Below are 22944 nucleotides of genomic sequence, written 5' to 3' on the forward strand. Positions count from 1 at the left end.
CGGTTGGCGGTGGTGGTGAACGAGCCGGTGCGGCGGTGGCGGGTGACGGGTACGGATCTGTTGCCGCGCTTCGCGGAGTTGGCTCCGTTGGACGTCTTCGGCATGGGGGTGAGCGGCCTGCCGGAGCGGCTCGGCCTGCCGCCCGATCGGATGGTGGTCTACGAGGACCTGCCGCAGGCCCGGATGCAGGCGGAGGTGGCCCGGCGGCGGGCGTACCTGCACCTGTGCCGGTGGACCTCGCTCGGGCTGAGCCTGATCGAGGCGATGGCGATGGGGATGCCGGTGGTGGTGCTGGCCGTCACCGAGGCGGTGCTGGCCGTACCGCCCACCGCCGGGGTGCTCTCCACCCGGGTCGAGGAGTTGCTGGCGGTGACGAGGGGGCTGCTGGAGGACCCGGAGAGCGCCCGCCGCCTCGGCGCGGGGGCCCGGCTGGCGGCGACCGAGCGCTACGGCCTGGACCGGTTCCTCGCCGACTGGGACCGGCTGCTGGAGGAGGAGCTATGCGGATAGCGATGATCTCGGAGCACGCCAGCCCGCTGGCCGTCCTGGGCGGGGAGGACGCCGGCGGCCAGAACACCCACGTCGCCGAGCTGTCCGCCGCGCTCGCCGACGCCGGCCACGACGTGCGGGTCTACACCCGCCGCGACGACCGGTACCGGCCCGAGACGGTGCCGATGGGCGACGGCGTCACCGTGGTGCACGTACCGGCCGGTCCGCCCGAGCCGATCGCCAAGGACGAGCTGCTGCCGTACATGGAGGAGTTCGGGCGGTGGCTCGCCGCCGACTGGGGCGTCGGGTCGTGGAGCCCCGACGTGGCGCACGCGCACTTCTGGATGAGCGGTCTCGCCGCCGTCACCGCCGGCCGGGACACCGGGGTGCCGGTGGTGCTCACGTACCACGCGCTCGGCACCGTCAAGCGCCGGCACCAGGGCGCCATGGACACCAGCCCGGCCCCCCGGATCGGCTACGAGCGCGCCCTGGGCCGGCTGGTCGACCGGGTGATCGCGCAGAGCCAGGACGAGATCGCCGAACTGCTCCGGATGGGGGTACCGCGGGCCGTGATGGCCGTCGTCCCGTCCGGGGTCAACGACGCGGTCTTCGCGCCGACGGGTCCCGCGGCCCCCCGGCACGAGCGCCGGGCCCGGGTGCTGTCGGTGGGGCGGCTGGTCGAGCGCAAGGGCTTCCAGGACCTGATCCGGGCGATGTGCCAGGTGCCCGAGGCCGAGTGCGTGATCGTCGGCGGGCCGCCGGCCGACCAGCTCGACGCCGACCCGCAGGCCCGCCGGCTGCTGGCGCTCGCCGAGTCGTGCGGGGTGAGCGACCGGGTCCGGCTGGTCGGCGCGGTGCCGCGCGAGGAGATGGGGTACTGGTACCGCTCGGCGGACGTGCTGGTCGCGGCCCCCTGGTACGAGCCGTTCGGGTTGACCCCGCTGGAGGCGATGGCCTGCGGCGTGCCGGTGGTCGCCAGCGCGGTCGGCGGCCTGATCGACACCGTCGTCGACGGGCTGACCGGGGACCTGGTCCCGCCCCGCGACCCGGGCGCGCTCGGCGCCGCCGTCGGCAAGATCGTCGCCGACGACGCCCGGCGCGCGACGTACGCGGCGGCGGCGCTGGAGCGGGCCCGGCAGGCGTACTCGTGGCGGCGGGCCGCGGACCAGCTCGGCGACGTCTACACCGCGGTGAGCGAGGTACGCCGGACCCGGGCGGTGGTCTGATGTCCGAGCTGACCGGCACCGGCCGGACCGCCGGCGAGCCGCCCGAGCTGACCGGCACCCTCGGCACCGCCGGCGAGCCGGTGGGTGTGCTGGACGGGCACCTGGCCGGGCTGGCGGCGGCGCTGCTGCCGTACCGGCAGGCGGCTGGGCAGCTCGCCCGCTGGGGCGGGGAGCTGGCCCGGACCCTGGTCGAGGGTGGTCGGTTGCTGGTGGCGGGCAACGGGGGTAGTGCGGCGGAGGCGCAGCATCTGGCGGCGGAGCTGGTGGGCAAGTTGCGGGAGGACCGGGTGCCGTTGTCGGCGATCGCGTTGCACGCGGAGACGTCGTCGGTGACGGCGATCGGTAACGACTACGGGTTCGAGGAGGTGTTCGCGCGGCAGGTGCGGGCGCATGGTCGGCCGGGGGATGTGTTGTTGTTGATGTCGACCAGTGGTCGTAGCGCGAACCTGTTGGCGGCGGCGCGGGCGGGTCGGGAGTTGGGGTTGCGCTGCTGGGCGTTCACCGGGCCGGCGCCCAACCCCCTCGCCGAGCGCTGCGCCGAGGCGCTCGCCGTACCGGCCGCCGATCCGCAGGTCGTACAGGAGCTGCACCTGGTCTCCGCGCATCTGCTCTGCGACTACGTCGACGCCGCGCTGGCCAACGGCCGGGGTACGGGCGCCGCCGCGACCGGCGTCGCGGCCCCGACCAGCGCCGCGGGAGTCGGCGTCGAGACCGACGCCGGGCGGGACGGTCCGGTACCGGTCCGCGCCGCCGGCTACGCCCGCACCGGCCGGACCCGGCCGTCGGGGGTGGAGGCGCTCGTGCTGGACGGTGACGCGTCCGCCGGAGTCGATTCGTGACGGCCCGGATCGTGGTGCTCGGCGACACGCTGCTCGACCGGGACGTCGAGGGGGTGGTGAGCCGGCTCTGCCCGGACTCGCCGGTACCGGTGCTGGACGAGGCCGGGCACGCCGACCGGCCCGGCGGCGCCGGCCTCGCCGCGCTCTTCGCGGTCGGCCAGGGCTTCGAGGTCGTCCTCGTCACCGCGCTCGCCGACGACGCGGGCGGCGCCCGGCTCAGCGGCCTGCTCACCGCGGCCGGGGTGCAGGTCTACGCCCTGCCGCTGCCCGGCGCCACCCCCGAGAAGATCCGGCTGCGGACCCGGGGACGGGTGCTGCTGCGCCACGACCGGGGCGGGCCGGCCGGGCCGCCGGGCGAGCCGACCGAGGCCGTGCTGGAGGTGCTCGCCGGCGCGGCGGCGATCCTGGTCAGCGACTACGGGCGCGGCGTCGCGGCGCAGCCCACGCTGCGTACCGCGCTGGCGGCGACCGGCGCCCCGGTGGTCTGGGACCCGCACCCGCGCGGCCCGGCGGCGGTGCCGGGGGCGCGGTTGCTGACGCCGAACGAGGTCGAGGCGCAGGAGCTGGGCGGGGCGATCACCGGCGGGTCGCGGCTGGTCACCGCCTCGCGCGGGGCGCACGGGCTGCGGCAGCGCTGGCAGGTCGGCGCGGTCGCGGTGACCCTCGGCGGCGACGGGGCGCTGCTCTGCCAGGCCGGCGCCACGCCGCTGGTGGTGCCCGCGCCCGCCGCCTGCGTCGACGGGGACACCTGCGGGGCGGGCGACCGGTTCGCGGCGGCGGCGACCGTGGCGCTGGCCCGGGGCGCGCTCGTCTCCGAGGCGGTCGAGGAGGCGGTGGAGCAGGCGTCCGCGTACGTCGCCGACGGCGGGGTGGCCGCCGCGGTGCCCGTACCGCCCGAGCCGCCCGCACCCGTACCGATGCCCCCGGTACCGGACCGCACCGACCGCGCCGAGCGGATCGGCGCCGCCGCGACCGCGGCGGTGCTGGCCCGGGTACGTGCCGCCGGCGGCACGGTGGTGGCCACGGGTGGCTGTTTCGACCTGTTGCACGCCGGGCACGTGGCGACGTTGGAGGCGGCCCGGCAGTTAGGGGACTGTCTGATCGTCTGCCTGAACTCGGACGAGAGCGTGGCGGGGTTGAAGGGCGATGGTCGGCCGGTGGTATCGCAGGCGGACCGGGCCCGGTTGCTCGCGGCGTTGGGCTGTGTGGACGCGGTGTTGATTTTCGACGAGTCGACGCCGCACGCGGTGCTGAGCTGGCTGCGGCCGGACGTCTGGGTCAAGGGCGGCGACTACGGCACCGGCGGCGGCGGCGAGCCGCGCCTGCCCGAGGCCGAGATCGTCCAGCGCTGGGGCGGGAACACCGTGGTCGTGCCCTACCTGGACGGACGCTCCACCACCCGCATGATCGCCGCCGCCCGCGCGGGCGGCCGTCACCACGCCGGAGGGCCCCGATGACCGCGAACCAACCCACCACCGGCCCCTCCGTGCTGGTCACCGGCGGTTCCAGCGGACTCGGGGCGGCGGTGGTGGCGGGCGTGGCCAGGGGCGGCGGCCGGCCCTGCGTGCTGGACCTGCAGAAGCCCGCCGACGGGGTGCCCTGGGTCAAGTGCGACCTGGCCGACACGCGCGGCGCCGAGGAGGCCACCCGACAGCTCGCCGACCAGGTCGGTGGCCTGGACGGGGTGGTCACGGCGGCCGGCATGGACGTACCGGGCCGGCTGGCCGACGTACCGGCCGAGACCTGGGAACGGGTCGTCGCCGTCGACCTGCTCGGCACCGTGGCCGTGATCCGGGCCGCCCTGCCCTACCTGCAACGCTCCCGGGGCCGGGTGGTCACGGTCGCCTCCACCCTCGGGCTCAAGGCGGTCAGCGACGCGACCGCGTACTGCGCCGCCAAGTTCGGCGTGGTCGGCTTCACCCGGGCGCTCGCGGCCGAGCTGGCCGGCTCGGTCGGGGTCACCCTGCTGGTGCCGGGCGGCATGCGGACCGCCTTCTTCGACGAGCGGGAGGAGCGGTACCGGCCGCCGGAGGACGCGTCGCTGACCGATCCGGGCAGCGTCGCCGCCGCCGTGCTCTTCGCGCTCAGCCAGCCGCCCGGCTGCGCGGTACGCGAGCTGACCTACTGCTCCGAGACGGAGTCGTCGTACCCGTGATCCTGGTGCTGCGGGCGCTCGGCGTCGGGGACCTCGTCACGGCGGTACCGGCCCTGCGGGGGCTGCGCGCCGCGTTTCCCGAACGCACCCTGGCGCTGGCCGCCCCGCGCTGGCTGGCGCCCCTGGTCGACCTGGTCGGCGGGGTCGACCACCTGGTACCGACCGAGGGGCTGGAGGCGGCCGGCCGGCCGGTCACGGGCGGCGGCGAGCGGGGGCGGGACGCGCCCGGCGCCGGTGCGGGCGGGCTGCCCGCCGCGTACTGGGCGGTCAACCTGCACGGGCGCGGCCCGCAGTCGCACCGGCTGCTCCAGGCGGCCGCCCCGGAGCGGCTCTGCGCGTTCGCGTGCGCCGACGCGGAGCACCACGACGGTCCGCGCTGGGACCCCACGGAGCACGAGGTGCGGCGCTGGTGCCGGCTGCTCGACTGGTACGGCGTGGAGACCGACCCGGAGGACCTGGGGCTGGCCCGGCCGAGCCCGCACCGGGTGCCGGTGGGGGTGACGGTGGTGCACCCCGGGGCGAAGACGCCGGAGAAGCGCTGGCCGGCGGAGCGCTTCGCGGCGGTGGCCCGGGAACTGGCCCGCTCGGGGCACCGGGTGGTGGTGACCGGGTCGCGGCCCGAGCGCGAGCTGGTCGAGCGGGTGGCCCGCGACGCCGGGCTGCCCGGTACGGCGGTGGTCGCCGGCCGGCTCGACCTGGCCGGGCTGGCCGCGCTGGTGGCGCACGGGCGGATGCTGGTCAGCGCGGACACCGGCGTGGCGCACCTGGCCACCGCCTACGGCATCCCGTCGGTGGTGCTCTTCGGCCCGGTCTCGCCGGCGCAGTGGGGACCGCCGCCCGACCGGCCCTGGCACCGCGCCCTCTGGGCGGGCGAAACCGGGCCCGGCGGGTCGCCCGGCAACACCGGGTCGCCCGTGGAGGACGGGCTGCCCGACGGCGTCGTCGGGCCGGGCGTCGATCCGGCGGCGATCGGGGTGGCGGAGGTGCTGGACGCGACCGACGAGGTCGAGCGGGCCGGACGGGAGCGCGGTGCGGTTGCGGCGTAGCGACCCGAACCGGCCCGGCTACGGGCGGCGCCGCTGCGGTCGCGGGATGCTCTACCTGGACCGGGAGGGCCGGCCGATCCGCGACCCGGACGAGGTGCGCCGTCTGCGGGAGCTGGTGATCCCGCCGGCCTGGCGGGAGGTGTGGATCTCGCCGCACCCGGCCGGGCACATCCAGGCCACCGGCATCGACGCGGCCGGCCGCAAGCAGTACCTCTACCATCCGCTCTGGCGGGCCCGGCAGGACGAGGCGAAGTTCGACCACGTGCTGGAGGTGGCGGCCCGGCTGCCGCAGCTGCGGGCGCGGGTGGCGGCGCACCTGGCCGCGCGGGGGCTCGGGCGGGAGCGCGTGCTGGCGGCCGTCACCCGGCTGCTCGACCTGGGCGCGTTCCGGGTCGGCAACGACCAGTACGCGGCCGGCGACGATCCCACGTACGGGGTGTCCACGCTGCGTCCGGAGCATCTCCGGTCCCGGCCCGGCTGCGTGATCTTCGAGTTTCCGGCCAAGGGCGGGATCGCGCTGACCCGCCGGGTCGACGATCCGCAGCTCTGCGGGGTGCTGCGCCAGCTGCGCCGGCGCCGCCGCGCGGCCGAGCGCCTCTTCGGCTACTGGGCCGGGCGGTCCTGGCGGGACGTGCGCAGCGACGAGATCAACGACTACCTGCGGGAGAGCAGCGGCGGTGAGATGACCGCGAAGGACTTCCGTACCTGGCGGGCGACTTTGCTGGCCGCGACCCGGCTCGCGGCGCTCGGGCCGCAGCCCTCGGCCACCGCCCGCAAGCGCGCCGTGGCCGGCACCATGCGCGAGGTCGCCGCCGAACTGGGGAACACGCCCGCGGTCGCCCGCGCGTCCTACGTGGATCCGCGGGTCGTGGACCTCTACCACGACGGCGCGTTGACCCGGGTACGCCCCGACGCCGCCGAGGCCGACCTCGAACGATCGGTGCTGCGGCTGCTCGCGGAGCGCTGACCGGCGACGGTTACCGTGCTGGCGTGATCCGTGCCGTGGTGATCGACGTGGACGACACGCTCTGCCTCACCGAGGCGGTCTGCTTCGAGTTGGAGAACGAGGTGTTGGCGCGGATCGGCCGCCCGCCGATGCCGCGTGCGGTGCACCTGTCGACGTGGGGACAACCCCTGCTCGACGCGATGCCGCGGCGCTCACCCGGCGTGGACCTCGGGGACTTCGCGACCGCGTACCACGTCGTGCTCCAGGAGTACGTGGCGAACGGCCGGCTGGACGTCGTCGCGTCGGAGAACCTGGACGCCCTCGACCGGCTCGCCCTCGCCGGACGCAGCGTCATGCTGCTGACCTCGCGGACCGGGGCGGAGGTCGCGCATCTGCTGGCGCCGGACCACGTGCTCGCCGGTCGACTCCGCGCGATCTACCACCGGGACAACACGCGGTTCGGCAAGCCGGACGGTCGCGCGTTCGACGAGCTTCTCTCCGCCGCAAGGCTCTCGCCCGGCCAGTGCGTCTACGTCGGTGACTCGCCCACCGACGCCCAGGCCGCCAACGCCGCCGGGGTGCGTTTCATCGCGTGCATGCAGAGCGGCGTCCGGCGACGCGGCGACTTCGGGGCGTACCGGGTCGACGCGTTCGTCGACGCGTTCCCCGACGTGGTCGAGGCCGTGACGGGGCTCGAAGCCGACGGAGCGGGCGCCGCCGTCACCACGGGACCCGGGGACGACCCCGGCCACGTCGGCAGGCTGCCCCGCCGGCGGTGACCTGTCGCCGGCCCGGGCGAGCCGGTGGCGCCGACCGCCGCTCAGCCGGCCTGGTTCGCCGGGGCGCGCCGGATGGGGGCCATCACCGGCACCGGATCGTTGGTGAGGAAGTCCAGCACGATCGCGTTGACCAGCGCGGGCTTCTCCTGGGTGAGGAAGTGCGAGGTGCCGGGTACGACGGCGAGTTCGGCGTTCGGCAGGTTGTCGTACATCTCCAGCGCGTGCGTCAGGGTCATCAGGTCGTCGTCGGAGTAGACCACCAGCGTGCGGTGCGGCACCTTGGCCAGCTCGGTGGCCTGGAGGTTCGGCTCCTTCGCGGCCATCTCGCCGATTTTCGTGGCGACCACCCGGAAGTGGTCGATGCCGTCCGGCGAGACCTCACCGTACGACGGGCCGAGGAACTCGAAGATCTGGTCGACGTTCCACTCCGCGTCCGGCACCGCCTCGCCGCTCTTGTTGAAGCCGCCGCTGATGCTGACGAGCCGCCGTACCAGCTCGGGGCGCTGCATCGCGACCAGCAACGCGACGACGGCGCCGTCGCTGTGCGCGACGAGGTCGGCGGGCTCACGGACCACCGTCTCCAGGAACGCGATCGTGTCGTCGGCCATCAGCTGGTACGTGATCGGGCCCTCGACGTCCGGGGTGTGCCCGTGGCCGCGACGCTCGGGCGTGTAGACGTGGAACCGCTCGGCCAGCGCGTCGAGGTTCGGCGCGAACCACCGGGCGTCCACCAGCCCGCCGTGCATCAGCACGAGCGGGTCACCCGTACCGTGCTCGTCGTACCAGGTCCGCACGGCGCCGAGCTGGACGTACGTGCCCATCTGGTGCTCTCCTTCGGTCTCGGTTTCGGTGCGGGTGGATCCTGCCGTCGTGTCCGTACGCGCGCGAGTGGCCGAGCCGCGAGGTGTGCTCTCGGGTATGCGGGCGAGCGGCACGGACCGCCGCGTGAATCGGAGTCGACGGCGGCCGTTGTTAGGCTGGGGCCGATGGTGGCGGCGCGTCCGGGGTAGCCCTCGCGGTGGGCCGGACCCACCACGGGCGGCGGAACGGGAGAGCGGCCATGAGCGGCGTCATCGATCTCTTCGAGACCGGCATGGCCGACCTGCACCGGGCACTGGCGGCGCTGCGCCGCGAGCGCCCCGTCGTCGAGGTCGCGCTCCCCGGCGGCGGTACCGCCTGGCTGGTCACCCGGTACGAGGACGCCCAGCGGGCGCTGGGCGATCCGAGGCTCGGCAAGCGCAGCTCGGCCGGCGGGTTCAGCTACCAACGCATGCTCCCCGAGGACGTGGCCCGGGCCGTGAGCAGGCACCTGCTCGCGCTCGACCCGCCGGACCACACCCGGCTGCGGCGGCTGGTCTCGGGCGCCTTCACGGCGCGCCGGATGGCCGCGCTCCGGCCCCGGATCGAGGGGCTGGCCGAGGAGTTGCTGGACGGGATGTCGGGCGCCGACCGGGTGGACCTGATCGAGAGCTACGCCCTCCCGCTCCCCATCCAGGTGCTCTGCGACCTCCTCGGCGTACCGTCGGAGGACCAGGCGGACTTCCGCTCGTGGACGAACGCGATCGTCGCCGGTGGGGTCGATCCGGCCGGGCTCCCGCCCGCGCTGGTGGCGATCGTCGGCTACATCCGGGAGCTGCTGGCGGCCAAGCGCCGGCGGCCGGCGGACGACCTGCTCTCCGCGCTGATCACGGTACGGGACCAGGAGGACCGGCTCAGCGACGACGAGCTGATCTCGATGGTCTACCTGCTGCTCATCGCGGGGCACGAGACGACCGTGAACCTGATCGGCAACGGGGCGCTGCTGCTCCTGGCGGAGCCGGAGCGCTGGGCCCGGGTGGTGGCCACGCCGGAGCTGGTCCCGGGCGCCGTCGAGGAGCTGCTGCGCTACGAGGGGCCGGTGCAGAGCGCCACCTTCCGTACCGCGCTGGAGCCGGTCGAGCTGGGCGGCCAGAAGATCCCCGAGGGCGCGCGCGTACTGATCTCGCTGCTCTCGGCGAACCGGGACGGCGAGCGGTTCCCCGACCCGGACCGGTTGGACCTGGACCGCCCGGTCACCCCGAACCTCGCCTTCGGCCACGGCATCCACTACTGCCTGGGCGCCCCGCTGGCCCGCCTCGAGGGGGACATCGCCTTCCGGGCGCTGGCGCGCCGCTTCCCGGACCTGCGGCTGGCCGTACCGGTCGAGGAGGTCGCCTGGCGTCCCAGCCTGCTGCTACGCGGCCTGTCGGCGCTGCCGGTGGCCCTGCGCTGACCCCTGGCGTCCCCCGGCGGGCGCCGGGCGGATTCCGCCGGTCACGGACGCGCGCGAACCGCCGGACCCGTGCCCGCCTGACGGGTTTCGGCTGGTTGATCAAGGCGAGGCCGGTACCGCCGGGTAGCTACGGTCCCGGTCATCCCCGCTTCACCGACGATTCATGCGATGTGCCGCATGGGATGGCTAGCGTCGGGCGCAACTGACTTGATCAAACTCGTCGGCCGCCGCGTGACCACGGGTCGCGCCGCCGCCGGCGTGGGGCGCGCGTGGAATGGGGACCGCATGGAATGGGACCGCAGACAGTTCATCGCCGCCGGTGGCGCGGTCGTCGCCGCCGGGCTGCTGCCCGCGTCCGCCGCGTGGGCGGAGAGCGGCGAGGAGCGTGGGCCCGGCGGGGGCGCCGAGGAGCGTGGGCCCGGCGGGGGCGGCGAGCCGAAGGGCGTGTGGCTCCCGGGCGACACCCACGTCCACGACGACCACTCGTCGGACGGGAGCGCCCCGCGTCAGCTGTCGGACCAGCGAGACCCCGGGAACCTGCCGGTCGGCGACCAGATCGGCTACGCGGAGTCGCGCGGCCTGGCGTTCCTGCCGCTGACCGACCACCGGACGTTCGACCAGCACTGGGATCCGCTCTGGCGGTCCGACCGGCTGCTGCTGATCAACGGCGAGGAGGCGAACGGGTCACCACACGCGATCGTGCTCGGCGCCGTCGACACGGTGGTGGACGGCGCCAACCCGTCCGGATCGGCGCCGTTCCGCCACGTCCAGCAGTCCATCTGGGACGCGCACGCCCAGGACGCGGTCTGGTCCGTGGCTCACCCCGACGACGGCGAGTTCACCCGGGCCGCCGGCCCGAACGAGAACGCCAGCGTGCTCGGGGTCGACACCGTCGAGGTCTGGAACGCCAGCAACGACCCCGATGCGGAGATCGACTACGCCGAGAACCGGTGGAACCACGGGTTCCGCTTCGGGGCGGTCGGCGCGGGCGACAGCCACTTCAAGGAGCTGCGGCCCGTCAGCGCCCCTGGCGCGCCGACCACCTGGGTCTTCGCCGCCGAGCGTTCGGTGCGCGCGATCCTCGACGCCCTGCGGGCGGGCCGGACGACGGTGTCGTTGAGCCCGACCGGCCCGTTCGTCACCATCGAGGCCGACGTCGACGGCGACGGCCGGTTCGAGGCCATCGGCGGCGACGAGGTGGTCGTCGACGACCGGCGCCTGCCGAAGCGCGCCGCGCTGCGGGTCCGGGTCAGGGCCGGGGCCGGCATGCGGGTACTCGTCTACGCGGCGCCCGGCCGCTCGGCCGGCCCCGTCGCGACGTTCGTGCCCGCCGAGGACGACCAGACGTACCTGGTTCCGCTCACGCTGGCCGCCGACCACGCCTGGTACCGGGTGGAGGTGCGCGCGCCGGGCGAGGTGTCCGGGCGTGACGCGGACCCGAACCTCCCCGACCAGCTGCGGGGCGCGACCTCGCCGGTCTTCGTGTCGGTGCGGCGGCCCGCCGAGCCGGCACCCGAGATCGCGCTGCCCCGGGCCGAGGGCAACCAGGACCGGGCCGGCCTCGTGCTGGGCGAGCCGGGCGCCTTCGCCGGCTTCGCGGACGTCGCCGTCACGGGGCGGATCACCCACGTGGTCGCCCAGGTGCACCGCGACCACCGGACGTCGGTGGTGTACCGCAGGCTCGACGGGCACGGCAACGAGCAGAGCGACAAGCTGGTCACCATCTCCGGCGACTCCGGTACGGCGCGGGCGCCGCGGATCGCGGCCTCCGGCGACGACGTCTGGGTGGTGTGGCAGGACGAACGTGGCCAGGAGCAGCCCCACCGGCCGGCCGTCTACCTGCGCCACAGCCGCGACGGCGGCCGGAGCTTCGCGCCGGCGGTGCGGGTCGGCGGGGGGGCGGGCCGGGCCGAGCAGCCCGCGCTCGCCCTGCTCGACGACCGGCACCCGGTCGTGGCCTGGGCGGAGAACAGCGGCGGTGCGTTCGACGTCTACGTCCAGGTGGTCGGCGTCGACCCGGCACCGGTCAACGTCTCCGCCGCCGGCAAGGTCATCGTCCCCGGTACGCCGGACGACGCCCGCTCGCCGATCCACCCGGCTTCGCTCTTCCCCGCGCTCGCGGTGACCCGGAACCGGGGCATCATCGTGACCTGGCAGGACAACCGGTTCGACCCGGACGCGGGCTGGACCGGTCACACCCCGCCGCCCGGGCAACCGGCCAGCGGTGGCACGAACCCGGACAACTGGGAGATCCTGGCGGCGGTCCGGACCGGCCCGTCCGCGAGCTGGGGCGCCGCCGTACGGGTCAGCGGCAACGACGACGCGGCCGACCGTCATCCCGACGTGGTGGTGGACGGCGACGGCGCCTACGTCGTCGTCTGGGAGACCAAGGCGCTCTCGGCCGCCGGGGCCAACCTCTCGCTGCGCGCGAGCCGGTCGACCGACGGTACTACCTGGTCGGCGGCGGAGCCGGTCGGCCTCGACGCCGACGCCATGAGCCAGCGGCCCCGGCTGGACGTCGATCCCGACGGTACCGCCCGGGCGGTCTGGTACGACTCCCGCGCCGCGGACTGGCGCTGGAAGGTCTTCACCTGCCACCGCGCGCCCTCGGGCTGGACGGCACCGGTGCGGCTGAGCACGGTCGGCAACGGCACGTGGCCCGCGATCCACAACGGAACGGTGGTCTTCACGAGCGACCGTCGGGCCGGGCGTTCCCAGCGCGACGGGACGCAGGAGATCTATCTGATCAGGCAGCGGTGACGGCGCGGGTGGGGCGGCCCGCGCCGCCCCACCCGGCGATCGCCGTCGAATCCTCCGCGTGGGTCGACAGGTCCGCCGTGGTCCGGTAGGTTCCGGCGGACGATTTAGGAGGATTTTGGTGAATGTCGATCCCACCAGGAACATGGTGGTCTTCCTGCTGGCCCGCGGTGAGGGTGAACACGGCATCGCCGACGTGGCCACCCTCGACGAGGACGGCATCCGGCAGGCGTGGGAGCGGGTGGCGCGCGAGCACCGGGCCCGGCCGGACGAGGTGGTGGCGCTGCACAGTGAGTGGGCGGCGACCGAGACCGACCTCGCCTTCGTCGGCGCGGTCTTTCCGGACGCGAAGCTGACGCACAACTTCGACCGCCCGGGGCCGGACGGCTGGGAGCAGGCGTTCCAGGCGGCGGCGCAGGTGATGGCGCAGGCCCAGGGGCAGCAGCTGGCGGAGGAGGCTGCTGACCGGATGGCCCACGCCGAGCAGAACGGCGAGCTGCTGCCCGTACTCTGGAGCGCCTCGTCGCCGAACGCGTCGACCATGCTCGCGGCGATGCCGCACTGGTCCCTGGTGCCGGGGCGGCTCTTCGTCGGGCTCGCCATGGTGGCGCCGACGCCGCGCGGCACCATCGGCATGAGCCACCTGACCCACGACGCCCACCAGCGGATCGGCTCGCCGGCCCTCGGCGACCTGATCGGTCAGGCGTCCGAGTCGCTCGCCCGGGGACTGCGCGTCGACGGCCGCCGCTCCGACCGGGGCGACCTGCTCGCCATGCACCGGGAGGGCAGCCTGGCCGCCTCGGCGCTGGCGCTGCCCGATTTCTACGAGCGGATGTCGGAGACCCTCAACGACGAGCGGCTCGTCGTCGGGCTGCCCTGCCCGGACGACCTGATCGTCGCCGGCGCCAACTCCGGCTGGCCGGAGGAGATCCGGCGGATGGTGCTGGAGTCGACGTATCCGACCACCGAGCTGGTGCCGTCGGTGCTGCTGGTCGACCGGGCCGGGATCCAGCTTCTCGCCGAGCGGTCCTGAGCCGCCCGGGTCCGCGCGTCGACCCGGGCGGCTCGGCGCGCCAGCCCGGGCCGGGGGGCCGGGCCACTTACCGCGCGCGGACCCGGCGGCCGTTCGTCGCCGGGCCCGCGCGGGCGTCCGGGTCTACCAGTTCGCCTGTGCCGGCGGCGTCGGCAGCGCGACCGACGACGGGTGGATCACATAGCTGACGCCGCGGCTGGTGTTCAGCCAGGCCGCCTCGAACTCCGCCCGCCCGACCGTCTTGCGAACGGCGGCGGCGCTGGGGGAGTAGGGGTCGTTGAGGACCGGCCGGCCGTCGGCGGCGAAGCCGACCAGCACCATCAGGTGCCCGTTGGTCCCGTAGTCCAGCCCCGGCACCTCGCCCTTCTTGAACGACGCCGACACCACCAGCGGGATCCCGGCGGCGATGAAGCGCTCCGCCTCGTTCAGCGACCGCAGGCGGGTGACCAGGGCGTTCAGGCCGTACCGGCCGGCGTACGCGGTGTTGAAGGGCCAGTTCCCGCAGCCGGTGTAGGAGTGGTCGTACGTGTGCCGGGCGGCGTGGTCCACCCACGGGTCGGCGTAGCTCGGGTCGACCCACGCGTACTCGGCCGGCGTCGGGCCGCTGCCCCAGTAGGCGAGCACCATGGAGGTCGAGGTGGGGCTGCACCACGCCTCGCCCCCGCCGTCCCACTCCGGGTACTCGCCGGCGTGGATCTCCTGCGAGTAGCGCGGTACGTCGAGCACGACGCCCTGGGCGGCCTGCGGCGTACTGGGGGTGAGCTTGCCCGGGTCGGGCAGGCGCGAGATCATCGCGCCGGCGCCGCGCAGCACCGGGGTCTGGCTGGTGCCGGCCGGGCGGAGCAGGGTCACCCGCAGCTCCCACGCGGTCCAGCCACGGCCGCTGGCGGCCACGAAGGTGTCCACCGCCACCGACCCGTCGGCGTCCCCCTGCGCCGGTACCGAGGTCCGGTGGATCTCGTCGTCCCCGCCGGCCCAGCGCCCGAGGTTGTACCACTTTGTGGTGGTGCCGAGCTCGGTCAGGCCGCGCAGCTCCACCTGGATCCAGGTGCCGCCCGGGGTGTCCGCGGTCCAGGAGGGGATCACCTCGGTGCCGGCGAAGCCCGCCGACACGCGAGGCGAGGTCCAGGTGGCGTAGTCGTAGCTGGCGGTCGTTCCCCGTACCGGGTCGGTGTAGCTCAGCCGCCCCGCCGGGGTACCGATGGTCAGCGTCGCGCCCGTCGGGACCGTACCGGCGGAGCTGCCGGTGGCGAAGTCGGCGGCCGACGCCCAGCGGCGGAAGCGGATGTCGCGGGTGGCCGGCGCCCTCTCCGCCGCCGCGACCCGCGCCGGGCCGGTGCTGATCCCGCCCAGCGCGGCGGCGGCGCCGGCCGCGATGGCGGCGCGCAACATGCTCCGTCGGTCCATGGTCCTGCCCCTCGAATCGGCTGGTAGACGATTGACGACAATCGTTGCGCCGATGAAGGTTTCCTGCAAGATCTCGTTCGGTGGAACTCGTCCGCCGAACTGGAGCCGTCGCGCGCGGCGTGCCGCCCTCCGCCGCCGCCCTCCACCACTCTCCGTGCGCCGCCGCGACGGGGCGTCGTCAGGAGTCGGCCACCGATCCCTCCCGGTCGGCGGCCCGACCGAGCGCCACCATCTGCAGGGTGTGCTCCCGCCGCCGCACCAGCAGCACGCCGAGCGCGAAGGTGAGCAGCGGCGCGGCGACCAGCACCGTCCACTGTGCCGGAACCAGGCCAACGTGGTGGTCCAGATAGCTGTTCGAGCTGGCCCATCCGTCCAGCGTCGAATCCACCAGGACCACCAGCGCGGCGACCGGTGCCAGCAGCGCGGCGACGCGGCGGCGCACCGGTCCGGCGAGGGTGGCGACCGCGACGAGCAGGGTCAGCCCGGCGGCGGCGACGCCCGCCAGGTTGAGCCAGCCGCCCAGCGCGGAGAACGAGATCAGCTCCGCGCGGCTCGCCCCGTCAAGCGGCGCGTAGACGCCCAGGACGTGATAGCTGCCGGCGCCGGGGCCGAGCGTCTCGACCTCCTTGAACCGGCTCACCAGGAACAGCCCGTCGACCAGCGCCAGGGCCAGGGCGACCGCGAGCAGCCGGCGCGCGCCGAGTGCGGCGAGCGCGCGACGTCGGGGCGCCGGTACCGTCAGCGCCGCCGCCGCGACCAGTGCGAGCGCGAACTGCCAGAGCGAGTTGACCGTCGTGACCGGGTTGGTCTGGTACTGCCCCGGCAGGACGACGGCTTGGGCGACGACGGCGGCCCAGGCGAGCGCTGCCGCGGTACGGGGTAGCCCGGCGAGCACACCGACGCAGACGGCACCCCAACCGATCAGGTGCAGCCAGTCGGCGGCGTCGAGATGCCCCACGAAGTACGGGGAAAGTTCCGGCTCGGAGGCGGGCTGGCTCGCCAGCCGCGTCAGCGCGAAGCCGCCCAGCGCGACGAGGACGAGGGCGGCGAGCAGGCCCGTCACCGCCGCGCCGTCGGCCCAGCCCGGGCCGGCGAGTCCCCGTGCGGTGGTGCCCAGCCGGGCCCGCAGACCGGAGCGGATCAGGTTGGCGCTCTCGGCCAGGCCCGGTCGGCGCTGGTCCGGCCGGGCGCTCGCCAGCAGCACGGCGAGCATCTCCTCCTCGTACCGCCGGCGGTGCTCCCAGGGGTAGACCGCGAGCAGTCGGCGGTAGCGCCGTTCCAGGTCGTGTCCGCTCATGCCAGACCTCCCTCGGCCAGCAGGCCGCTGCGGCGCAGCCGGGCGCCGGCCTGGTTCGCGTGGTGCCGCAGCCGGGCGGCCTCCTCGGCGAGCCGGCGGGCACCGACGGCGGTGAGCCGGTAGTAGCGGCGCAGCCGGGACTGCACCACCTCCTCGCGGTCCACCTCGATCAGTCCTTCGACCCGGAGCCGGTCGAGGACGGCGTAGAGCGTGCCGGCGCGCAGCCGTACCCGGCCGTCGGAGATGCGCAGCACGTCCTCGATCACGCCGTAGCCGTGCTGGGGTGTCTCGGCCAGCGCGGTGAGGATCAGGAACGTCGGTTCCGTGAGTGGCTTGTCGGTCACGTCGAGGAGCATATACCGATGCACGATATATAAAGACCTCTGCGGCGGGTAGTTTTGGCGATCAACGCGTCGGCCGGCGTCGAGCCCCTGATCAGCCCGGAGGTCCCCGAGTGCGAGATATCCCCGGCACCGCCCGCGTCGGTACCGTCCACATCGGTGCCGCACCTCGCGGTACCGCCCTCGTCACCGGCGCCTCCCGTGGCCTCGGCGCGTACCTCGCCCGGCGGCTCGGCGCCGAGGGCTGGCCGGTCGCCGTCAACTACCGCGCCGGGGCCGAGGCCGCCGAACGGGTGGTCGCCGAGATCCGGGCCGCGGGCGGTACCGCCGAGGCGTTCGCGGCCGACGTGACCGACGAGGCCGGCGTCTCCGGACTGGTCGCCCGCGTGACCGAGCGGCTGGGTCCGGTGGAGGTGCTGGTCGCCAACGCCACCGGCCCGCAGCCCGAGGTACCGGTCGAGGAGCTGACCTGGCAGGCCCACCTGGACCAGCTGTCGTTCTTCGTCAAGAGCCCGACCCTGCTGCTGCGCGAGGTGCTGCCCGCCATGAAGGCGCGCGGGCGGGGACGGGTGATCCAGATCGGCTCGGACATGTTCGAGCGGGCCCTGCCCGGCTGGTCGGCGTACGTCGCCGCGAAGGGGGCGCAGCTCGGCCTCACCCGCACCTGGGCCCGCGAGCTGGGCCCGTTCAACATCACCGTCAACCTGGTCGCGCCCGGCTGGATCCCGGTCGAGCGGCACGCCGGTACGCCGGAGAGCGCGCTGCGCGGCTACGCCGCCGAGGTGCCGCTGGCCCGGATCGGTACGCCCGAGGAGGTCGCCGCCGTGGTCGCCTTCCTCGCCTCGGACGCCGCCGCCTTCGTCACCGGCGAACGGATCACCGTCAACGGCGGGCACACCATCGACTGAGCCGCCCCGGCTCGGACGCCGGTCAAGCGTGGGCGCCGGTCAGGCACGGGCGCCCCGGCGGCGGTCCGGGCGCCGGTCAAGCGCGGGCGCGCCGGCGGCGGTCCGGGCGCCGGTCAGCGGCGGGCGCCGGTCAGGTCGGGTTCGCCGGTGGCGGTACCGGTCCGGGGCGGGCCACGGTGAGCAGGTGGCTGCTCGCGCCGAGCAGGCTCGGCTCGTCCTCCACCCGGCGCAGCGCGTCGAGCATCCGGGCGGTGTGCTCCGGATCGGCCAGGATCTCGTCGAGGTGGGGGCCGGACATCCAGAGTGGACTCTCCACGCTCACGATCCGCTCCAGCGCCAGGCCCGCCTCCGTCACCTCGCCCGGGATCTCCGTCGGGTGGTGGAAGTAGGCGGTGGTGAACCACTGGGCCTGGTCGTCCGGGTTGCGGTGCAGGCCGTCGGCCAGCGTCCGCTCGACCATCCGCCGGAACCGCGCATCGGCGGCGAAGCCCTTGACGAAGCCGTCGAAGAGGGAGGCGAAGCGGCTGATCGTCGCCGCCACCACCGGCGCCCCGGGCCGGGCCACCCGCGCCGCCTCCCGCCAGACGCGCAGCCGGTCGGCCCGGTCGGGCAGGTGGTACAGCGGCCCGAGCAGCAGCACGGCGTCCGCGTCGCGGTCCTCGGCCGGCAACTCGCGGGCGTCACCGAGTACGGCGGTCACCCCGGCGATCCCCGCCGCGGCGGCGACGTGCTCGGGGACCGGGTCGACGAGCCGTACCCGGTAGCCGGCGTCGGCCAGCGGTCGGGCGTAGACGCCGGTGGCGCCGCCCACGTCGATGATCCGCGCCGGGGCCGGCGGCAGGACCCGGGTCAGCAGGTCCCAGGTGCGCAGGTACTCCAGTCGGTTGGCGGCGCCGGTCTCCAGGCGTACCCGCTCGCCGCCGCGCCGGTAGTAGTCCAGTACCTCGGGTCTGATCATCGTCCGATCCTGGTCCGCGCGCCGTCCGGTCGGCAATCCGATTACCGGGCCGGTGGCGCCGGCGCCACCGGCCCGACCCGGCGCTCCCGACGGCGGCTCACTCCTCGATCTCGACGACCACCTTGCCGACGGCCGTGCCGGTGCCCAGCGCGGCGTGCGCGTCGCCGACGTCGGCGAGCCCGAACCGCCGGGGATCGACCACCGGCCGCAGCCAGCCGCCGTCGGCCAGGGCCGCCGTTTCGCGCAGGATCTCGCCGTGGTGCTCGCGCCCCGTACCGGTCAGCAGCGGCGCGAGCGCGAAGATGCCGGAGTACGTGGCGCCCCGGAACGACAGCGGCGCGAGGTCGTGGGTGCCCCAGCCGAGCGCGCTCAGCACGTGGCCGGTGTTCCGGCGTACGGCGGCGAAGGACGCGTCGAGCGTCGTACCGCCGATCGTGTCGAAGACGACGTCGAACCCCTCGCCGCCGGTGTGCCGGGCGACGTACTCCTCAACGGAGGTGGTCGTGTAGTCGATCGGTGTGGCGCCGAGGCGGGCGACGGTCTCCAGCTTGCCCGGCGACGCGGTGGCGAAGACCTCTGCGTCGCGGGCGCGGGCGAGCTGGACGGCCAGGTTCCCGACCCCGCCGGCCCCGCCGTGCACGAGTACCCGGTGGCCCGCGCCCACCCGGGCCCGGTCAACCAGCCCCTCCCAGGCCGTGACGATCGCCAGCGGCAGGGCGGCGGCCGAGCGCATGTCCAACTCGGCCGGCTTGTGGGCGAGGAGGCGGGCGTCGACGGCCGCGTACTCGGCCAGCGACCCCGGCAGGTCCCCGACGCCACCGGCCATCCCGTAGACCGCGTCGCCGGGGGAGAAGCCGGCGACGCCGGGGCCGACCTCCGCCACCACCCCGGCCAGGTCGATGCCGAGTACCGCCGGCAGCCGGGTCGGTCGGGCCAGTTGCGCCCCGCCCCTGACGACGGTGGCGGCGCCGAGCTTCAGGTCCAGCGGGTTGACGCCGCTCGCCCGGACCCGTACCAGCACCTGCCCCGCCCCGGGCACCGGTCTGTCGATCTCGCCCAGGGCCGGCGGGTCGCCGAACTCCTCCAGCAGTACCGCGCGCATGTGCCACCTCGTTTCGCAGTCGCCGCGGTCGGACCGGTCGGACCGGTCGGGCCCCGAGCGCTTTCCCCGGTCGCCATGATCCACACAACTGCCGGGGAACTGGCCCCTCGTCGTGCCCGCGACGCCACTGTTTCCCCGCTCCTGCGCGATCTCACGGTCCCCGGCGGCGGCGCAGGGCCCGCGGCGGTGCAGGTTCCGCGGCGGTGCAGGTTCCGCGGCGGCGTCGGGACGGGGCGATGGTCGGATGCCGGGCTGGTTATATTCCCGGCCGGGTATCAAGGGCCGCGCGAGGATCAGGGGTACTGGACCGGGTACGCGCCCGGGGCGTACGGCATCGAGCTGGCCTGGGCCGGCGGGGTGTCCCGGCGCTCGCTCTGGGCGAACCCGGCGGCGCGGGTGTTCTGCTGCGGCCAGCCGCCGGCCTCGTGGAAGAGCCGCAGGGCGGTCTCCACCACGTTGCCGAGCGGCTCGTGCGCCTCGATCTCGATGCTGGCGCCCGGGGTGTCGATGCGCACCTTCGTCGCGCTCGGGGGCGTGGTGATCGCCAGCGTCGCCGCCGGCTCGGCCGGGCCCGTCGCCTGCTCGGCCTCGGCTCCACCCGTCGCGGCCTCGGTTGCGTCCATCGCGGGCTCGGCCCCGGTGGTCGCGCCGGGCGTCGGCTCGGGGTCGGTGGTGGGGCTCGCCGGCGCGTCCGGCCCGGAGGGTTCGCTCGTCACGGTTGCCCATTGTGCGGGCGCCCGCACCGGCCCGTACACCGGGGTCGCGCGGGCGCCGCCCCGCTCGTCGATCTAGGGCAAATCGTCGTGATTGAAGATCAAAGCACGAGGATTTGCCCTAGATCGACGGGGATGGCGCGCGGGGATGGTGCATGGGCGGGCGGAGCGCCTAGTCGTTGAGTACCTCGGCCAGCTGGTCCCGGAAGCGGCGCTCCGACTCGGTGACGATGTCCCCACCGAGGCCGAGCAGCCCACCGGTCGGCGCGGCGGTCACCACCTGCTCGGCGACCTCGACCAGCCAGTGCTTGTACGCGCCGGCCTCGCCCTCGTCGACCTTGCCCGCCAGCAGCCCCGCGGCGGTACGGGCGCGCTGCAGCACATCGGCGATCATCGCGCCCGGGTCGGCGGGCTCGATCGCCGGCAACTCCTCGCCCTCCTCCGGGTCGCCGACCCGGGAGACCACCTCGTCGGCGACGGCGGCGACGAGCGGGCTCGCCGACTCCCGGCCGGCGGCGATGGCGTCGAGCCCGGCCGCGTTCTCCGCCATGGTGCGGCGCGAGCCGTCCGACTCGGCCGCGCTGGCCGCGGTCAGCACCGACTGCGGCAGGCCGACGAGCAGTCCCCACTCCTCGTCGGAGAATCCGAACTCCGTGAACACCGGAACGTCCGTCACGGCTGTGCCCCTCTCCACTACTGGCATCCCGAAAAGTGCGACCGTCGCGAGTCCACGACTCACGGCAGCTCGCGAAATCCACGTCACACGGCAGAACGAGCCGCCCGGCCGGACGAGTCGCCACCCCCGCGATCTCGGACAGGCTAGTGCAGCTCCGGGTCAGGCGGCCGCCGACGCACGCCGGTCCCGTCGGGGCCGTGACGCGCGCCGCTTCCGGGGCGGCGGCGACCCGCCCTGGTCCGGGGCCGGCGCCGGCTCCGGGGTCAACAGGCCCTGTTCGCTGACCACCGGTACCGAGAGCGTCTTGTAGCCGACGTCGTCGAAGAGGACGGTCATCCGGTCCTCCTCGTACCCGAGCACGAGCCCGGCTCCCCACTCGGGGTGCCGTACGGTGCTGTGCACCGGGAACGGGCCGCTCGCCCGGTCGTCGGCGGTGCTCGTGCCGGCGTGGCAGTTGTCGCAGTGGCCGCACGGGTCGCCCAGCTGCTCGCCGAAGTAGGCCAGCAGCGCCTGACCGCGGCAGCCGGTCGTCTCGGCGAAGGCGCGCATCATGTCGGTACGCGAGCGCTGCACCGCCTGCTGGCGCTCCGCCTCGGCCACCGCGGCCCGCGCCGCCTCGGCCGGTACGGGTGCGTACGGCGGGCTGGTCACCCGCTGGTTCGGCCCGCTGGTTCCGGCCGCCCCGACCTGTTCCAGCAGCGCGAGCAGCTGGCCGAGTTTGCGGGCCCCGAGCCCGCTGCGCTCCCGCAGCGCGGTCCGGGTCATCGGCCCCTCGCGCAGCGCCGCCGCGAGTTCGGTCAGCTCCCGCGCGTCGGGCGTACCGCCGGTGAAGTAGCGCTGCAACCCGATGTCCTCGGGCCGCCACAGCAGCAGCGCGCGTGCGGGCGCGCCGTCCCGGCCGGCCCGGCCGATCTCCTGGAGGTAGCTGTCCGGAGAGTCGGGCAGGGCCAGGTGCGCCACCCAGCGGATGTTGGGCTTGTCGATGCCCATGCCGAACGCGGAGGTCGCCACCATCACCGGGACCCGGTCGGCGAGGAACTCTTCGTGCAGTTCCTCGCGGGCCCCGGTGGGCATCCCGCCGTGGTAGAACCGCGCCTCGTAGCCGGCGTCGTCGAGCCGGCCGGCCAGTTCCTCGGCCGCCCGCCGGGTCGGCACGTAGATGATGCCGGGCCGCTCGTCGCCGCCGAGCAGGGCGACCAGCCGTCGCCAGCGGTACTCCTCGGTTGCGCAGTGCGCGACCTCGAGGAAGAGGTTGGGCCGGTCCAGGCCGCCGACGACGGTACGGGGGTCGTTCAGCCCGAGCCGGGCGACGATGTCGTCGCGTACCGGTGGGGAGGCGGTGGCGGTCAGCGCGACCACCGGCGGCCGGCCCAGTCCGCGGATCAGCTGCCCGAGGGCGAGGTAGTCGGGGCGGAAGTCGTGTCCCCAGGCGGAGATGCAGTGCGCCTCGTCCACGGCGACCAGCGCCGGGCGCAGCGCCCGCACCTCGGCCAGCCGCTGCGGGTTGGCCAGCTGCTCCGGGGTGATGAAGAGGAACCGGGCCTCGCCGCGCTCGATCTCCCGCAGCGCCGCCGCCTGCTGGTTCGGCGTCTCGGCGGAGCTGATCCGCACCGCGCGCAGCCGTACGCCGCCGCGTCCCGCTCCACGGCCGTCGCGTCCGCCACCACGGCCGCCACGGCCGCCGCCGCCGTCGGGTCCGGCGTCCCGGTCGTTGAGCGCGGCGATCTGGTCCTGCTGGAGCGCGAGCAGCGGGGAGATCACCACCGTGGGTCCGGGCAGCAGCGCCGCCGGTACCTGATAGACGGCGGACTTGCCGGCCCCGGTGGGGAGGACGACGAGCGCGTCCCGCCGCTTCATCACCGCCCGCATGGCGGCGAGCTGGTGCGGGCGCAGCGAACGCCAGCCGAAGTGTTGCCGCGCCGCGCGGCGCAGCCGGGTCGAGTGCAGTGGCAGTTTCATTGGTCGCCGGAGGTACCCCACCCGGGTGACCGCGAAACGGCGGCGGCGTGCCCCGGCCACGG

The 22944-nt window shown here is 75.1% G+C and carries 21 protein-coding genes; 12 read left to right on the forward strand and 9 right to left on the reverse strand.

The window, feature by feature from the left end; all coding sequences use genetic code 11:
• From AB0J86_RS16290 to AB0J86_RS16325, 8 genes are all read left to right on the forward strand, one after another.
• Window positions 1-510: glycosyltransferase (locus tag AB0J86_RS16290; protein WP_363857744.1), on the forward strand; the 510-nt coding region annotated here is incomplete at its 5' end.
• Entirely contained in the window at window positions 501-1715 is a 1215-nt protein-coding gene (locus AB0J86_RS16295; protein ID WP_363857746.1) for a glycosyltransferase, read from the forward strand. The genes AB0J86_RS16290 and AB0J86_RS16295, both read left to right, overlap by 10 nt.
• A complete protein-coding gene (locus AB0J86_RS16300; RefSeq protein ID WP_363857748.1) occupies window positions 1715-2554 on the forward strand; it encodes an SIS domain-containing protein in 840 nt (279 codons plus the stop codon). The genes AB0J86_RS16295 and AB0J86_RS16300 overlap by 1 nt, the downstream gene beginning before the upstream one ends.
• Entirely contained in the window at window positions 2551-4011 is a 1461-nt protein-coding gene (locus tag AB0J86_RS16305; RefSeq protein WP_363857750.1) for a PfkB family carbohydrate kinase, read from the forward strand. The genes AB0J86_RS16300 and AB0J86_RS16305 overlap by 4 nt, the downstream gene beginning before the upstream one ends.
• Window positions 4008-4709 (forward strand): SDR family oxidoreductase, encoded by a 702-nt coding sequence (locus AB0J86_RS16310; protein ID WP_363857752.1) that lies wholly within the window; start codon window positions 4008-4010, stop codon window positions 4707-4709. Before AB0J86_RS16305 ends, AB0J86_RS16310 begins: the two co-directional genes overlap by 4 nt.
• Complete coding sequence (locus AB0J86_RS16315) at window positions 4706-5755, forward strand: glycosyltransferase family 9 protein (protein WP_363857754.1); 1050 nt, start codon at window positions 4706-4708, stop codon at window positions 5753-5755. The genes AB0J86_RS16310 and AB0J86_RS16315 overlap by 4 nt, the downstream gene beginning before the upstream one ends.
• Window positions 5739-6722, forward strand: coding sequence for a DNA topoisomerase IB (locus AB0J86_RS16320; protein WP_363857756.1), 984 nt, complete (start codon window positions 5739-5741; stop codon window positions 6720-6722). The genes AB0J86_RS16315 and AB0J86_RS16320 overlap by 17 nt, the downstream gene beginning before the upstream one ends.
• 23 nt (window positions 6723-6745) lie before the next feature.
• Window positions 6746-7480 carry an HAD hydrolase-like protein gene (locus AB0J86_RS16325; RefSeq protein WP_363857757.1) on the forward strand — a complete coding sequence of 245 codons (735 nt, stop codon included), beginning with the start codon at window positions 6746-6748 and terminating at the stop codon, window positions 7478-7480.
• A 41-nt stretch (window positions 7481-7521) separates the two neighbouring features.
• Here the strand turns inward: AB0J86_RS16325 and AB0J86_RS16330 are convergent, their stop codons facing one another.
• Complete coding sequence (locus AB0J86_RS16330) at window positions 7522-8301, reverse strand: alpha/beta hydrolase (RefSeq protein WP_363857759.1); 780 nt, start codon at window positions 8299-8301, stop codon at window positions 7522-7524.
• A 239-nt stretch (window positions 8302-8540) separates the two neighbouring features.
• Here AB0J86_RS16330 and AB0J86_RS16335 point away from each other — a divergent pair, with 239 nt between their 5' ends.
• From AB0J86_RS16335 to AB0J86_RS16345, 3 genes are all read left to right on the forward strand, one after another.
• A complete protein-coding gene (locus AB0J86_RS16335; protein WP_363857761.1) occupies window positions 8541-9731 on the forward strand; it encodes a cytochrome P450 in 1191 nt (396 codons plus the stop codon).
• A 285-nt stretch (window positions 9732-10016) separates the two neighbouring features.
• Window positions 10017-12491, forward strand: a complete 2475-nt coding sequence (locus AB0J86_RS16340; protein ID WP_363857763.1) for a CehA/McbA family metallohydrolase — start codon at window positions 10017-10019, stop codon at window positions 12489-12491.
• Window positions 12492-12609: 118 nt separating this feature from the next.
• A complete protein-coding gene (locus tag AB0J86_RS16345; protein ID WP_363857765.1) occupies window positions 12610-13521 on the forward strand; it encodes a hypothetical protein in 912 nt (303 codons plus the stop codon).
• Between the two features lie 123 nt (window positions 13522-13644).
• On the opposite strand, the gene AB0J86_RS16350 is transcribed toward AB0J86_RS16345, so the two are convergent.
• The 3 genes from AB0J86_RS16350 to AB0J86_RS16360 form a co-directional block, all read right to left on the reverse strand.
• A complete protein-coding gene (locus AB0J86_RS16350; RefSeq protein WP_363857766.1) occupies window positions 13645-14928 on the reverse strand; it encodes a C39 family peptidase in 1284 nt (427 codons plus the stop codon).
• 178 nt (window positions 14929-15106) lie between these two features.
• Window positions 15107-16225: a hypothetical protein gene (locus AB0J86_RS16355; RefSeq protein ID WP_363857768.1), complete on the reverse strand. Its 1119-nt coding sequence runs from the start codon at window positions 16223-16225 to the stop codon at window positions 15107-15109.
• Window positions 16222-16569 carry a helix-turn-helix transcriptional regulator gene (locus tag AB0J86_RS16360; RefSeq protein WP_363857770.1) on the reverse strand — a complete coding sequence of 116 codons (348 nt, stop codon included), beginning with the start codon at window positions 16567-16569 and terminating at the stop codon, window positions 16222-16224. The genes AB0J86_RS16355 and AB0J86_RS16360 overlap by 4 nt, the downstream gene beginning before the upstream one ends.
• A gap of 110 nt (window positions 16570-16679) precedes the next feature.
• On the opposite strand from AB0J86_RS16360, the gene AB0J86_RS16365 reads away from it, so the two are divergent.
• Complete coding sequence (locus AB0J86_RS16365) at window positions 16680-17474, forward strand: SDR family oxidoreductase (RefSeq protein WP_363857772.1); 795 nt, start codon at window positions 16680-16682, stop codon at window positions 17472-17474.
• 130 nt (window positions 17475-17604) lie between these two features.
• Here the strand turns inward: AB0J86_RS16365 and AB0J86_RS16370 are convergent, their stop codons facing one another.
• The 5 genes from AB0J86_RS16370 to AB0J86_RS16390 all read right to left on the reverse strand — a co-directional run bounded on the left by AB0J86_RS16370 (window position 17605) and on the right by AB0J86_RS16390 (window position 22882).
• Window positions 17605-18432 carry a methyltransferase domain-containing protein gene (locus AB0J86_RS16370; RefSeq protein WP_363857774.1) on the reverse strand — a complete coding sequence of 276 codons (828 nt, stop codon included), beginning with the start codon at window positions 18430-18432 and terminating at the stop codon, window positions 17605-17607.
• 97 nt (window positions 18433-18529) lie between these two features.
• Window positions 18530-19534 carry a zinc-dependent alcohol dehydrogenase family protein gene (locus AB0J86_RS16375; protein WP_363857776.1) on the reverse strand — a complete coding sequence of 335 codons (1005 nt, stop codon included), beginning with the start codon at window positions 19532-19534 and terminating at the stop codon, window positions 18530-18532.
• Between the two features lie 293 nt (window positions 19535-19827).
• Window positions 19828-20250 carry a hypothetical protein gene (locus tag AB0J86_RS16380; protein WP_363857778.1) on the reverse strand — a complete coding sequence of 141 codons (423 nt, stop codon included), beginning with the start codon at window positions 20248-20250 and terminating at the stop codon, window positions 19828-19830.
• A 169-nt stretch (window positions 20251-20419) separates the two neighbouring features.
• Complete coding sequence (locus AB0J86_RS16385) at window positions 20420-20923, reverse strand: hypothetical protein (protein WP_363857780.1); 504 nt, start codon at window positions 20921-20923, stop codon at window positions 20420-20422.
• Between the two features lie 159 nt (window positions 20924-21082).
• Complete coding sequence (locus AB0J86_RS16390; RefSeq protein WP_363857782.1) at window positions 21083-22882, reverse strand: ATP-dependent DNA helicase RecQ; 1800 nt, start codon at window positions 22880-22882, stop codon at window positions 21083-21085.
• Between the last annotated feature and the right edge of the window lie 62 nt (window positions 22883-22944).

The organism is Micromonospora sp. NPDC049559 (assembly GCF_040676675.1).
Classification (GTDB): Bacteria; Actinomycetota; Actinomycetes; order Mycobacteriales; family Micromonosporaceae; genus JBFAPK01.

Excerpts from the sequence above, each read along its gene's own strand:
- AB0J86_RS16295 (WP_363857746.1), top strand. The coding sequence starts at position 501 with ATGCGGATAGCGATGATCTCGGAGCACGCCAGCCCGCTGGCCGTCCTG.
- AB0J86_RS16300 (WP_363857748.1), top strand. The coding sequence starts at position 1,715 with ATGTCCGAGCTGACCGGCACCGGCCGGACCGCCGGCGAGCCGCCCGAG.
- AB0J86_RS16310 (WP_363857752.1), top strand. The coding sequence starts at position 4,008 with ATGACCGCGAACCAACCCACCACCGGCCCCTCCGTGCTGGTCACCGGC.
- AB0J86_RS16330 (WP_363857759.1), bottom strand. The coding sequence starts at position 8,301 with ATGGGCACGTACGTCCAGCTCGGCGCCGTGCGGACCTGGTACGACGAG.
- AB0J86_RS16335 (WP_363857761.1), top strand. The coding sequence starts at position 8,541 with ATGAGCGGCGTCATCGATCTCTTCGAGACCGGCATGGCCGACCTGCAC.
- AB0J86_RS16340 (WP_363857763.1), top strand. The coding sequence starts at position 10,017 with ATGGAATGGGACCGCAGACAGTTCATCGCCGCCGGTGGCGCGGTCGTC.
- AB0J86_RS16350 (WP_363857766.1), bottom strand. The coding sequence starts at position 14,928 with ATGGACCGACGGAGCATGTTGCGCGCCGCCATCGCGGCCGGCGCCGCC.
- AB0J86_RS16355 (WP_363857768.1), bottom strand. The coding sequence starts at position 16,225 with ATGAGCGGACACGACCTGGAACGGCGCTACCGCCGACTGCTCGCGGTC.
- AB0J86_RS16370 (WP_363857774.1), bottom strand. The coding sequence starts at position 18,432 with ATGATCAGACCCGAGGTACTGGACTACTACCGGCGCGGCGGCGAGCGG.
- AB0J86_RS16375 (WP_363857776.1), bottom strand. The coding sequence starts at position 19,534 with ATGCGCGCGGTACTGCTGGAGGAGTTCGGCGACCCGCCGGCCCTGGGC.
- AB0J86_RS16390 (WP_363857782.1), bottom strand. The coding sequence starts at position 22,882 with ATGAAACTGCCACTGCACTCGACCCGGCTGCGCCGCGCGGCGCGGCAA.